General features: G+C 70.5%; 11 protein-coding genes. 6 read left to right on the forward strand and 5 right to left on the reverse strand.

Annotated features, from left to right (window positions below):
• Positions 1–13: 13 nt before the first annotated feature.
• From BZG35_RS03600 to BZG35_RS17835, 3 genes are read left to right on the forward strand one after another with little or no spacing between them, the layout of a single operon-like run.
• Positions 14–790 carry a class I SAM-dependent methyltransferase gene (locus BZG35_RS03600; protein ID WP_077354403.1) on the forward strand — a complete coding sequence of 259 codons (777 nt, stop codon included), beginning with the start codon at positions 14–16 and terminating at the stop codon, positions 788–790.
• The gene (gene ubiB / locus BZG35_RS03605; protein WP_150125918.1) at positions 778–2,376 is read left to right on the forward strand and encodes a 2-polyprenylphenol 6-hydroxylase; all 1,599 of its coding nucleotides are present in this window, start codon (positions 778–780) and stop codon (positions 2,374–2,376) included. Before BZG35_RS03600 ends, ubiB begins: the two co-directional genes overlap by 13 nt.
• Before the next feature lie 17 nt (positions 2,377–2,393).
• Positions 2,394–2,930 (forward strand): hypothetical protein, encoded by a 537-nt coding sequence (locus tag BZG35_RS17835; protein ID WP_077354404.1) that lies wholly within the window; start codon positions 2,394–2,396, stop codon positions 2,928–2,930.
• Here BZG35_RS17835 and BZG35_RS03615 read toward each other — a convergent pair whose 3' ends face one another.
• The 4 genes from BZG35_RS03615 to BZG35_RS03630 all read right to left on the reverse strand — a co-directional run bounded on the left by BZG35_RS03615 (position 2,931) and on the right by BZG35_RS03630 (position 7,083).
• The gene (locus tag BZG35_RS03615) at positions 2,931–3,203 is read right to left on the reverse strand and encodes a hypothetical protein (protein ID WP_077354405.1); all 273 of its coding nucleotides are present in this window, start codon (positions 3,201–3,203) and stop codon (positions 2,931–2,933) included. It abuts the gene before it with no gap.
• A 45-nt stretch (positions 3,204–3,248) separates the two neighbouring features.
• Positions 3,249–3,611 carry a YdbL family protein gene (locus BZG35_RS03620; protein ID WP_171981866.1) on the reverse strand — a complete coding sequence of 121 codons (363 nt, stop codon included), beginning with the start codon at positions 3,609–3,611 and terminating at the stop codon, positions 3,249–3,251.
• 17 nt (positions 3,612–3,628) lie between these two features.
• On the reverse strand, positions 3,629–3,823 hold the full coding sequence (locus BZG35_RS03625) for a YnbE family lipoprotein (protein WP_077357790.1): 195 nt from the start codon (positions 3,821–3,823) through the stop codon (positions 3,629–3,631).
• A gap of 74 nt (positions 3,824–3,897) precedes the next feature.
• Positions 3,898–7,083, reverse strand: a complete 3,186-nt coding sequence (locus BZG35_RS03630) for a YdbH domain-containing protein (protein WP_253189255.1) — start codon at positions 7,081–7,083, stop codon at positions 3,898–3,900.
• A gap of 438 nt (positions 7,084–7,521) precedes the next feature.
• On the opposite strand from BZG35_RS03630, the gene BZG35_RS03635 reads away from it, so the two are divergent.
• Complete coding sequence (locus tag BZG35_RS03635) at positions 7,522–8,841, forward strand: M23 family metallopeptidase (RefSeq protein ID WP_253189256.1); 1,320 nt, start codon at positions 7,522–7,524, stop codon at positions 8,839–8,841.
• A gap of 15 nt (positions 8,842–8,856) precedes the next feature.
• On the opposite strand, the gene BZG35_RS03640 is transcribed toward BZG35_RS03635, so the two are convergent.
• Positions 8,857–9,615 (reverse strand): alpha/beta fold hydrolase, encoded by a 759-nt coding sequence (locus tag BZG35_RS03640; RefSeq protein ID WP_077354409.1) that lies wholly within the window; start codon positions 9,613–9,615, stop codon positions 8,857–8,859.
• 150 nt (positions 9,616–9,765) lie between these two features.
• Here BZG35_RS03640 and BZG35_RS03645 point away from each other — a divergent pair, with 150 nt between their 5' ends.
• Positions 9,766–10,731 carry a glycosyltransferase family 9 protein gene (locus BZG35_RS03645; RefSeq protein ID WP_077354410.1) on the forward strand — a complete coding sequence of 322 codons (966 nt, stop codon included), beginning with the start codon at positions 9,766–9,768 and terminating at the stop codon, positions 10,729–10,731.
• Positions 10,732–10,852: 121 nt separating this feature from the next.
• Complete coding sequence (gene infC, locus BZG35_RS03650; RefSeq protein ID WP_077354411.1) at positions 10,853–11,374, forward strand: translation initiation factor IF-3; 522 nt, start codon at positions 10,853–10,855, stop codon at positions 11,372–11,374.
• Positions 11,375–11,436 lie beyond the last annotated feature (62 nt).

The raw sequence follows: 11,436 nt of genomic DNA on the forward strand, positions 1-11,436 counted from the left end.
CTAGACCCCGAGCATGAGCGACACCGAAGCCCCCTCCGCCCAGACCTCGCCGTTCGGATTCCGCGACGTCGATGCGCGCGAAAAGGTGCGGATGGTGCGGGGCGTGTTCGACAGCGTGGCCTCCAGCTACGACCTGATGAACGACCTGATGAGCGGCGGCGTGCATCGGCTGTGGAAGGACGCGGCCGCCGCCAAGCTGAATCCCCGGCCCGGCGAGACCATCCTGGACGTCGCGGGCGGCACCGGCGACATGGCCCGGCGCTATTCCAAGATGGCGCGGGCGGCCCAGGAGCGGCGCGGCGGCGACGACGCCTCGGTGATCGTGCTGGACTACAATGCCGAGATGATCCTGGCGGGGGTCGAGAAGGGCGGGGAGCCGGAGATGGTCTGGACCGTCGGCGACGCCATGGCCCTGCCGATCCCGGACGCCTCGGTCGACGCCTATTCGATCAGTTTCGGCATCCGCAACGTGTCGGACATCGCCGGGGCGCTGAAAGAGGCGCGGCGGGTGGTGAAGCCGGGCGGGCGTTTTCTCTGCCTGGAGTTCTCGCGGCCGACGGCCGAGGCGGTGCGCAAGGCCTATGACGCCTGGTCCTTCCACGCCATTCCCCGCATCGGCGGCTGGGTGACCAAGGATCGCGACAGCTATCAGTATCTGGTCGAAAGCATCCGCCGCTTTCCAGACCAGGCGACGTTCAAGGCCATGATCGAGGACGCCGGCTTCAGCCGCGTCGCCGTGACCAACCTGTCCGGCGGAGTCGCCGCGATCCATTTCGGGTGGGCGGTCTGAGCCTGTCCGCCGCATACCGGGTCGCGCCCGCCCCCCCGCCCACGGTGCCCGTGCGCGATCCCCTGGGGGCGACCTGGCGTCTGCTGCGCTGGGGCGGGGCCCTGGCCAAACACGACGCCCTGCTGCCGCGCGAGCTGACGCCCCTGCTGCCCGGCTGGGCCCGGCCGATCGCCGGCTTCATCCACCTGTTCGCCGGTCAGGAGAGCCGCGACGGGCGTCCGGGCCAGAGGCTGGGCCGGGCGTTCGAGACCCTGGGGCCCGTGGCCATCAAGCTGGGCCAGGTCATGGCCACCCGCGCCGACATCTTCGGCATCGAGTTCGCCCGGGATCTGGGTCGGCTGAAGGACAAGCTGCCGCCGTTCCCGACCGAACAGGCACGGCGCGAGGTCGAGCGCTCGATCGGCCGCCCGGTCGAGAGCCTGTTCACCGATTTCGGCGATCCGATCGGGGCGGCGTCCCTGGCCCAGGCCCACCCGGCCTGGCTCGCCGACGGGCGCAAGGTCGCGGTCAAGGTGCTGCGGCCCGGCGTCGAGCGCCGCGTCACCACCGGGCTGGACGCCATGCGCCTGGCCGCGCGGATGGTGCACCGCCTCGTCCCCGCCTCGCGCCGGCTGGAGCCCGAGGCCTTCGTCGAGACAGTGGCCCGGTCGATGTATCTGGAACTGGACATGCGGCTGGAGGCCGCCGCGGCGTCCGAGCTGCACGACATCATGGACAAGGCCCGCGCCGACGGGGCCCATATGTCGGCGCCCAAGGTGATCTGGGACGGGGTGGGCAAGCGGGTCCTGACGCTGGAATGGGCCGTCGGCATGCCCATGACCGATCCGGAGACGATCCTTCAGCCGGGCCTGGACATCGACGCCCTGGCCGACAATGTCGTGCGCGCCTTCCTGGTCCAGGCGCTGGACTACGGCACCTTTCACGCCGACCTGCACGAGGGCAATCTGTTCGCCTATGCCCCGGCCGAGCTGACCGCGGTCGATTTCGGCATCATCGGCCGGCTGGGGGAAGGCGAGCGGCGCTACCTGGCCGAGATCCTGTGGGGCTTCCTAACGCGCGACTACGCCCGGATCGCCCGGGTGCATTTCGAGGCCGGCTATGTGCCGCCGCACCATTCGGTCGAGGCCTTCGCCCAGGCCCTGCGGGCGGTGGGCGAGCCGGTGATCGGCCGGGCCGCGTCCCAGGTGTCGATGGGCCGGCTGCTGGGCCAGCTGTTCGAGATCACCGCCCTGTTCGACATGCACCTGCGGCCCGAGCTGATCCTGCTGCAGAAGACCATGGTCTCGGTCGAGGGCGTGGCGCGGCGGCTGAACCCGGACCACGACCTGTGGTCGGCGGCCCAGCCGGTGGTCGAGCGCTGGATCACGCGCGAGCTGGGGCCCAAGGCCCAGGTGCGCGACGGGTTGCGGGAGGTCTGGGCCGGGGCCCGGGCCCTGTCGCGGCTGGTGCAGGACCCCCCCGCGGCCCAGACGGTGGTCGTGGAGCGTGCCCATACGCCGATCTGGATGGTCGTCGGCGTCACCGCCGCGACCGTCATGGCCGGGGCCGCCCTTGTTCTGTCGCTTTGGACCCGGATCATGGGCTGATGTCCCGGAGCCCTCGCATGACCCTGTCCCCCCGCGCCGTCCTGATGTTCACCGCCGCCCTCTCGGCGCTGGCAGCCCCGGCGATGGCCCAGACCCTGCCGTCGGCCCAGAGCCGATCGCTGGCCCCTTCCAGCGGCGCGGCCGCGACCTTGCCCAATAGTTTCGATGCGCCCGTTGCCGCGCCGGTCGCTCCGGCGGCACCCGCCGCGCCTGCGGCGGCCCCGACCGAGGTGGCGGTGGCGGAGGCCACGCTGCGGGCCGTGATCGAACAGCTGCGCGCCGGTGAGGTCGACACCACCCTGTACACGGCCGACCTGGCGGGTCGGCTGAAGGGTCAGATCGCGACCCTTCAGCCGATCCTGGTCGGATTCGGGGCCGTCCAGAGCGTCGAGGCCCTGGGCTCCGAGGACGGCACGGGTCAGTTTCTGGTCGTCTTCGACGAGGCCGCGACCCAGTGGATGATCGGTCTCAACGAAGACGGCTTGATCGCGGCGCTGCTGTTCCGTCCGGCCCCGCCTGAATCCTCGACGCCGAACGCGCCGCCGGCCACGTAGCTAGCGGTCGTCCGAGGTGTCGCGGCCGGGATCCAGGGTGTTGTCCACCCGGTCGTCCCAGCCCTCGCGGTGTGATTTGAAGGCCAGGGCCATCAGGCCATAGGTCAGGCCCACGGTGCCGAGGATGCCCAGCCCCATGGCGATCCATCCGTGCAAGGGCAGGGCCCCGCCACCGATCGCGATCCAGAACAGGCTCAGACCCCAGGTGGCCCCGGCCGAGATGGCCAGGCCGAGCACGGTGATCAGGGATAGACGGGCAAGGCGGGCGACCATGCGCTTGTCCTTAGCACATCCGCGGCCGCCCGGCCTGCGTCACAATCAGCGCTGGACCCACTGTCCGGCGCTGTTGCGATACCACTGGCCGGTGGCGATGCGGGGCATCAACTGGCTTTCGAACATCCGCGCTCCGGCGACGTCAGGGGTCGTGCCGGCCTGCCGGGCGCTGGCGGCATAGGCTTCGCGCCGGGCGGCGTTGGTGGTGGTCACCGCGGCCTGCAGGGCGGGATCGGCGCCCGAGGTGCGGATCCCCAGGAAGCCGTCAGCCTGCTCGCCGACGACGCCCTGGGCCTTGGCGGCATCGATCGTGGCCTTCTGCGCCGAAGTCTGGGCCATGGCGGCGCCCGCGGCGACGCCCAGGGCGACGACGGCGGCACCGACGACGAACATCTTGCGAAGAGACATGGGGTGGGTCTTTTCCATTAGAACAGATTGGGGTTTTCGGTCAGCAGGTCGCGCAGTTCCTGATCCAGCCGCACGCGCACGTCGGCGTCCAACTTGGCATAGATCTGGATCGGATCCACCTGAAGCCGGATCGTCGGGGTGCAGCCGCCGAGCAGGACGGCCGTGCCCATCGCCAGCAGCAGGGGCCGGGTCAGGCGGGAAGGAAGGGTCATCCGGGAATCTCCGTCGGCGTCTTCGATAAGCTGACACCGGTGTGCGCCGCAGGCGGTGAACGGGGTCTGAACGGTCAAGGCTGGGTTTCGTTCGGTGCGTCCGAGGGGGTGTCCCCGCCCGATCGCGCCCGATTGATCGCCAGCAGGTCGGAAACAAGCTGGTTCAGGTTCAGCGTCGTGTCCAGCGTCAGGTCGATGCCGGTGTTGGACGGCAGGGGCAGGGGCCGGTTCAGGAACTCCCGGCTGATCAGCTCGGCCAGGGTCAGGCGCAGCTCCTGCCGCTGGGGCGGATCGTGGCGACCCCGGATGCGGAACAGGACCCCGACCCGGCCCTCGTCCAGGCTGTTCACGTCGGCGGTCAGCACGTCAAAGGCCAGGTTCTCCATCGCCTGATAGGCCAGGTCCTCGACCGTATTGGGCGGCACCGCGCCGCCGCCGCCCGCCTCCAGGTCGCTCAGGGCGGTGCGCTGGATCGACAGCCGGCCGGGCTGGGCGGCGAACAGACTGCCGGCGACGATCCGCACGCCCGTCTGGGGATCGCGGGTGAAGGGCAGGCGGCCGGAGACCACGGCGTCCAGCTTGACCTTGTCGCCGAAGCCTGAGCCGGCGATCAGGTCGCCCAGCTGCACCCGGTCAAGCACGATGACGCCCGAGAAGGGGCGTCCGTCCAACGGCAGCGAGAACGGCTCGATGCTGACGGTGCCGCCCGCCGCATTGATGCGCCCGCCGGAGATCGCGACGGCCGCCTCGTCCAGCTGGAAGGCCAGAGTCATGTCGGTCAGGGGGGCGATCGACTCCAGGGTCGCGATCTTCAGGGACTGACCGGGCGCGGTGGTCAGCGGGTCCAGCCGGGTGAAGTCGATGGTGCCGCTCAGCCCCTTCACCGGCCCGGCCGGGCTGACGAAATCCAGGCCTGGGACGACCAGGCGGCCCGAACTCGAGCCCTCGGGCAGGTCCTCGCGCCAGTCGATCCGGCCGGTGAAGGCGGCCGATCCGGTGGCGGGCGGGCGGATGATGTCCTGGACCAGCGGGCTGAGGTCGGCGGGCTGCAGGCCGCCCTCGGCGAAGACCAGCGACGGCGCGTCGATGACGACACCGCCCGTGCCGCTCAGGCCGTCGTGGGCCAGGGTCATCCGTCCCAGGATGTTGCCGCTGCGCGCCAGGTCGAAACTCCCGGCCCACTGCTCGTCGGCCAGTCGCGCCGATCCGGATCCGGTCAGGGTGTTGAAGCGGCGCGGACGGGTCGTGTCGTCGATGCTCACCGAGGCGATCGTGGCCTCCAGCCCCAGCCCCGAGGCGGCGCCGGTGGCGACGACGCTGCCGGTTGCCTCGGCGAACGCGAGGGCGAGGAAGGGCGCCGAGGCGGCGATCCCCTCGATCCGGCCCGTCGCGCGCCAGCGGCCGTCCTGCGACACCACCAGCGGTCCTGCGGTGGGGCACAGGCGGCCGGAGACATCGATGACGTCGTTTTCCTCCAGGTCCAGCCGCGCCAGGGTCAGGGGCAGGCAGCCCTGGGCGGTGTAGGTCAGTCGGCCGGCGTTCGTGGCCAGGACGCCGCGGGTGCGGACCGTCAGGCCGCGCGCCAGGCCGAAGTCGAGCGCGGCCCGCCCGTCCAGCGTGGCCTGGAAGCCCCCGGCCGTCAGCCGCCAGTCCGGGACCGCGAAGGTCGCGTCCGGCAGGCCCTGGCCGCGCGTGGCCGTCAGGGTCAGGGCTCCGCCGCCCCTCTGGCCCGGGGCGGCCGCGAAGACCGGCCGAGCGACGGGATTAAGCGTTAAAACGCCTCCATTGGCCGGGAGAAGGCGGGCGGGCGCGGTCAGGGCGATGGCCAGACCGGCCGCGCCCGACCCGACGCGGACCGACGTCGCCTGCAAAGTGAAGGCCCCCAGGGCGCGCTTCATCCCGGCCAGTTCCGGCACATCCTCGGGGCCGACCGGGCCGAACAGGGGCCAGCGGCCGTCGCGCGCCGAGACCCCGCCGGTCAGCACCAGGGCCTCGGTCCGATCCGAGACATAGTCCAACGCCATCCGCCCCGACACGGCGTCGAGCGACAGGGTGTCGAAGGCGAAGCGCCCCAGCGATGCCTGAACGCTGCCGCCGGCGGTCGTGCGACCGTTTCGCGTCGCCACGGTCAGTTTGGGCGCGGAGAGCGCCACGCGGGTCAGGTCGAAATCGGCGGCGCGGCCTGCGGCGGCGGTCAGGGTCGCCGGACCTTCGAACCGCGCGTCCAGGCCTTGACCGCTCCGCGCCAGGTTCAGCCGGGCCGCGGTCGTGACGACGGTGGCGTTTTGCGCCGACAGGGCGGGGCTGGCGAAGTGACCGGCGGTCAGGCGCGCATCCGACGATCCCGTGAAGCCGAAGGTCTCGATCCAGCCGGTGACGGCACCGTTCAGCCTGAGCGTGAGGTCGGCGTTGGTGGTGCTGACGTCGCCGACCGTCATGCGCCGGCCCTTGAGCGCCAGATCGAGGACGGCCCGACCGTCGCCGCGGCGCGTTTTCAGGTCGGGGTAGGGCAGGTTTCCGGTCGCCTTCAGCGACAGACCCTGGCCCTCCGCCCCGGCCAGGGTCAGACCCTCGGCCGCGAGGTCGGTGCTCACGGCCATACGATCGCCGGTCGTGGTCAGCTCCAGCCGGCCGCCCAGACCCCTCGCCTCGGTCGCTCCGCTCTTCAGGGCGGCGGCGGGCATGCGGGCCGACAGCCGCATCAGCTGGCCGTCGTCGATCCGGGCGTCGCCCAGCAGCGACAGGGGACCGTATTCCGTGTCGAGCCGAAGCCTCCCGCCCTCGACCAGCATCAGGGGGCCGCGGCTGTCGGGGCGGGCGGGGCGCCCGGTGAATTCCTCGACCAGCGGGTCCAGCGAACCCAGCGACAGTTTGCCGGCCTTCCAGCTGGCGCGGACGACCGGCCGCACCAGGCGGATGCGGGACGGCGTGACCCCCAGCCCCTGTCGCGACCAGGGCAGGCCCAGCGCATAGTCCACCTCGACCCTCTCCACAGTGACGTCCGGATTGGAGGCGTCACCGATTCGGACCCTGCCGACGAACCCCGTCAGCTCCAGCCGCTGGATGGTGACGTCGGCCTCGATCCCGCGGCGGTCCAGCCAGCCGACCAGCACCTCCCGCGCGGCGGCACGTCGGTTCAGCCAGGCGACGCCGGCGACGAGCATCAGCAGGATCAGTAACCCGGCGGCGACCCTCGCCGCCAGGCGACGACGCGGTCCCCGGGGCGTTTCGCGCGGGGGCTGGGCGGGCGTGTCCGTCACGCCCGCGACCGCGACACGGCGGGAAGCGCAAGGCTCAGCTTCAGCACGAACCGAGACCAGATGACCGCAATGCGCGTTGCGCGAACGCCACATGAAGTGGCGCCAGTGTCACGTAGAATGCAGGGGCGACGGAAGGGGGGCTCACACGGGTTCATCGTTGAAGCAAAGCGATCCATAGCTTGGCGATAGACTGTCAGGACCTACGTCGGAATACCTACCGCCAAGGTTTTTACCCAAAGGCATCACCGGGCTTAACCGTTTGTAACGAACCTGCTTCCCAATGTGGGATCGGCAAGTTATAGAGCTTGCTTCGTGCCGGGGGGCTCTTCGGCGCGATCCTTGCTTATCCAGGACCTGGCGCCGTTGGGCGTCGTCGTATGTCGGGGACCGATGGCCCAGTTCGATCCACGCCGCCAGCCGATGCGATTTGCACCGCACATGCTCACAGCCGTCGCCGCCGTCTCGGTCGCGATGCTCGCCGGCAAGGTCTATCAACCCGCCGCGGCCGAAGTGGTTCCCGAACTGACTCCCCAGCAGATGGCTTCGCTGGAGGCGCGCGCCTTCGAGACGGCCAGCACGCCTGCCGGCCTGACGGCGCCCGAGGCCATCCCGGTCCAGATCCGGCGCGGCGAGACCTTCGAAGACGCCGTGCGTCGCACCGGCATCGGCGAGGCCGAGGCGTCCGCCGTGGCCGCGACCCTGTCCAATGCCTTCGACCTGAGCCAGCTCCGCGCCGGCCTGAAGTTCGAGACCGCCATTTCCCGTCCCCGCGCCGGTCGCGGCGACGCCCGCCTGATCGGCCTGACCATGCGGACCGGTCCCGCCAGCCAGCTGACCGTCTCGCGCAGCTTCGACGGCGCGCTGCGGCTGCGCGCGCTCGAGGAACGCGTCACGCAGGAGACCATGGTCGTCAACGCCAAGGTCGAGGGTTCGCTGACCGCCACGGCCCAGCGCATGGGGGCGGACGCCGCCATCCGCCGCACCGCCAACAAACTGTTCGGCCACCGCTTCGACCTGGATCGCGACATCCGCGCCGCCGACTCCTTCACCCTGGTGTTCGATCGTTCGGTGACCGAGAACGGCCGGACCATTGACACCGGTGACCTGTTGTACGCCGAGCTGAAGGGCGCGGTCTTCTATCGCTTCCAGCGCCCGGGTGCCCGCGAGGTCGAATATTTCGACGCGGCCGGCAAGAGCATGCGCTCGTCGATGATGCGCACCCCGCTGGATCGCGCCGCGCGCGTCAGCTCCAGCTTCGGCTTCCGCGTCCATCCGATCTCCGGCTACCGCAAGATGCACCAGGGCATCGATTTCGCCGCCGGCACCGGCACGCCGATCGTGGCCCCCGCCGACGGCGTGGTGATCGAGGCCCGGCGCTGGGGCGGCTACGGCAACTGGCTGCGCGTGCGCCACGCCAGCGGGCTGGAAAGCGGCTACGGCCACCTGTCGCGCTACGGCTCGGGCATCCGTCCCGGCCAGCGCGTCCGCCAGGGCCAGGTCATCGCCTATGTCGGCTCGACCGGGGCCTCGACCGGCCCCCACCTGCACTATGAGCTGTGGCGCAACGGCCAGCGCATCAACCCGGGCAGCATCAAGGTCGAGGACAATGTCCAGTTGGCCGGCAACGACCTGGCCGCCTTCCGGGCCGAGAAGTCCCGGATCGACCGGATCATCGCCTCGGGCGGCGAGCGTCGCCCCGCGGTGATGCAGGCGAGCGTCAACGGCCTGCGGCCGGCCGCTGCGGCGACCCGCTCCTAAACTCCGTCCGGAAATTCAGGACGCGGGGCCGGACCGGGTCCGCATCCCGTCCACCGCCGCGACCAGCCGGGCGAGATCAGCCGGCGTGGACAGGCGGTGATCGCCGCCCTCGATCAGGTCCAGTCGCGCATCGCCGCCGATCAGCCGCTCGATCAGGGTGATGGCGTGCGACCACGGCACGGTCTCGTCGGCCCGCCCCTGCAGCACGTGCACAGGGGCGGACATCGCGATGGGGCCGTCCATCAAAAGCCAGTCCCGCGCCTCCTCGAACATGCGCGCCGTCAGGACGTATTCGCCCAGACCGGCTTCGGTGATCGTCGCCTCGCCGTCGCGCAGGATGGCCTGTCGGACGTGATCGTCCAGCGAGGGCCACATCAGCCGCTCGGTGAAATCGGCCGCCGGATTGACCAGCACCAGCCCGGCCATTCGTTCCGTCCGGGCCAGGGCCGCGAGCAGGGCGACCCATCCCCCCATCGAGGACCCCACTGGGATCACGGGTTCGGCCAGGTAATCGATCAGGCCGATCGCATCTTCGCGCCACCGGCCGATGGTGGCCTGACGCCAGTCGCCGGAGGACTGGCCATGGGCGAAATGGTCGTAGCGGACGAACGACCAGCCGCGCTCGCGGGCTGCGGCGTCCAGCGCCAGGGCCTTGGTCCCCTCCATGTCCGAGCGGAAGCCGCCGATCCAGAGCACGGTCGGGCCGGTGCCGGCGACGCGCTTGAAGGCCAAGGTTTCGCCGTCGGGGCGAGCGAGGTGATGGATCTCGGACATGGTCGGAACCTCAGGCCGTCACCCTCGGGCTTGACCCGAGGATCGGACGTTGTGCACACGAGGCAGGCGGTCAGATCCACCGAGCGCCTGCCCTCGCGACTGTCGTGGGGCGCATCCGATCCTCGGGTCAAGCCCGAGGATGACGAGGGAATGAGCGTGCCGTCCAACAAGGTCCTGTTCGTCACCTCCAACCGCATCGGCGACTGCGTGATCTCGTCCGGGATCCTGCGGGAGATCGCCCGCCAGGTGCCGGGGGCGGAGATCACCGTCGCCTGCGGCCGTCCGCCCGCCCCCTTCTTCCGCTCCGCCCCCGGCGTCGAGCGGGTCATCGTGCTGGACAAGAAGAAGGCGGCCGGACACTGGCTGGAGTTGTGGCGACAGGTCGTCGGTACGCGCTGGGCCCTGGTCGTCGACATCCGGGGCTCGGCCCTGGCCTGGCTGCTGCGGGCCGACCGGCGGGTGGTCTACAACCGCCGCTGGGAGACCGGCCTGCCCAAGGTCGAGATGGTGTCGCGGCTGATGGGCGCCGAGCGGGCACTGGAACCCGAACTGTTCATCGACGCCCGCGCCCGCGCCGAGGCGGCGGCCGTGATCGACCCGCAGCTGGCGTCCGCGCCGGGGCCGATCATCGCCCTGGCCCCCATCGCCCACCAGCCCGGCAAGAGCTGGCCGGCCGATCGCTGGGGCGAACTGGTCGAGCGGCTGAAGGCCGAGCCGCGCTTCGAGGGCTGGCGGTTCATGCCGGTCGGCGGACCCGGCGACCGGCCGCCCGCCACCCCGGCGCTGACGGCGGCCGGGGCGCGCGGGATCGACTGCGTGGGCAAGGGCGACATCCTGTGTTCGGCCGCGGCCATCGATCGGGCGGCGCTGTTCGTCGGCAATGACTCCGGCCTGATGCATGTCGCGGCGGCGGCGGGAAAGCCGACCCTCGGCCTGTTCGGACCGACGGAGTGGTGGCTCTATGGTCCGCGCGGCCCCCGGACGGCGATCGCGGCCTCCAATCCGACCCGCGGCCAGTTCGCCCCGATCGAGGCCCTGACCGTGGAGCGTGTCTTCGAGGCCGTTCTGGCGCTTCACGACGCCTGGATCGGCGCGCCCGACCCCACCACGCCTTGAAGCAAAGGCGTTTCGGCGTCATATAGAAGGTTGTGAGGGAACGCGCCGGAGGGCCGTGCGCTGACCCCTGCGACCACAATGCTTTCAGAAACACAAGGAAACGACGCTCATTCGCCGTCCGATGCAATCGCCGCCCGTCAAGGACGGGCCGCCCATGAACCAAGACATCCGCGCCCCGCGCGTTCTGCTGATCGATCAGAACGGCGAGAAACAGGGGGTCATGCCGACCTCCGCCGCGCTGGAGGCCGCCGAAGAGGCGGGCATGGATCTGGTTCAGATCGTCTCGACGTCGGAGCCGCCCGTCGCCAAGATTCTCGACTACGGCAAGTTCCGCTTCCAGGAGCAAAAGAAGAAGGCCGAGGCGCGCAAGCGTCAGAAGGTCGTCGAGCTGAAAGAGATCAAGCTTCGCCCCAACATCGACGTCCACGACTATGAGGTGAAGGCCAAGGCCATGCACCGCTTCTTCGACGAGGGCGACAAGGTCAAGGTGACGCTGCGCTTCCGCGGCCGCGAGATGGCCCACCCCGAACTGGGCATGAAGCTGCTGAACAAGGTCCAGGCCGATTTCGACGAGATCGCCAAGGTCGAATATGCGCCCCGCATGGAAGGCCGCCAGATGATCATGATCCTGGCACCGAAGTAGGTCACCGACCGGTCAACGATCAGACGCCCTGGTTCGCCGGGGCGTTTTCGTATTGCGCCCAG

Source organism: Brevundimonas sp. LM2 (genome assembly GCF_002002865.1).
In the GTDB taxonomy this organism is placed as follows: domain Bacteria; phylum Pseudomonadota; class Alphaproteobacteria; order Caulobacterales; family Caulobacteraceae; genus Brevundimonas.

What these genes read in the sequence shown, in the direction of transcription:
- BZG35_RS03635 (WP_253189256.1), top strand. Translation starts at nt 7,522, where the DNA reads ATGCTCACAGCCGTCGCCGCCGTCTCGGTCGCGATGCTCGCCGGCAAG.
- BZG35_RS17835 (WP_077354404.1), top strand. Translation starts at nt 2,394, where the DNA reads ATGACCCTGTCCCCCCGCGCCGTCCTGATGTTCACCGCCGCCCTCTCG.
- BZG35_RS03620 (WP_171981866.1), bottom strand. Translation starts at nt 3,611, where the DNA reads ATGTCTCTTCGCAAGATGTTCGTCGTCGGTGCCGCCGTCGTCGCCCTG.
- BZG35_RS03640 (WP_077354409.1), bottom strand. Translation starts at nt 9,615, where the DNA reads ATGTCCGAGATCCATCACCTCGCTCGCCCCGACGGCGAAACCTTGGCC.
- BZG35_RS03615 (WP_077354405.1), bottom strand. Translation starts at nt 3,203, where the DNA reads ATGGTCGCCCGCCTTGCCCGTCTATCCCTGATCACCGTGCTCGGCCTG.
- infC (WP_077354411.1), top strand. Translation starts at nt 10,853, where the DNA reads ATGCAATCGCCGCCCGTCAAGGACGGGCCGCCCATGAACCAAGACATC.
- BZG35_RS03645 (WP_077354410.1), top strand. Translation starts at nt 9,766, where the DNA reads ATGAGCGTGCCGTCCAACAAGGTCCTGTTCGTCACCTCCAACCGCATC.
- BZG35_RS03625 (WP_077357790.1), bottom strand. Translation starts at nt 3,823, where the DNA reads ATGACCCTTCCTTCCCGCCTGACCCGGCCCCTGCTGCTGGCGATGGGC.
- BZG35_RS03600 (WP_077354403.1), top strand. Translation starts at nt 14, where the DNA reads ATGAGCGACACCGAAGCCCCCTCCGCCCAGACCTCGCCGTTCGGATTC.